The 241-nt window shown below is 68.9% G+C and carries 1 pseudogene; it reads right to left on the bottom strand.

What is annotated here, in order from left to right:
* Positions 1-241: pseudogene (locus tag ACLQ3C_RS21700) on the bottom strand (HNH endonuclease); the annotation flags it as partial.

Here is a 241-nt window from a genome sequence, read left to right as displayed (position 1 = left end):
CTCCCCCGCCAACACCGGATCGATCACCCCATACCCCCGCAACCGCGGCACCACCACCCCCGCCGAATCCGCCACCAACGTGAACGCCGGAGCATCCGGGGTGATTACCGGCGACGGAACCACGATCGGCGCCGGAATGTCCTCGGCAGGAGGAGCGTTCTCGGCAGGGTTGCTGTCGTCGGCAGGTGCGTCGGCATCGACAGGTACCGGTAGCTGCGCCTCCCATTCGGCGGCCTCAGCC

The organism is Gordonia sp. DT30, assembly GCF_049844915.1.
Classification (GTDB): domain Bacteria; phylum Actinomycetota; class Actinomycetes; order Mycobacteriales; family Mycobacteriaceae; genus Gordonia.
The sequence above is the reverse complement of the archived record's forward strand: the minus strand, read 5'-3'. Positions and strand labels throughout refer to the sequence as shown.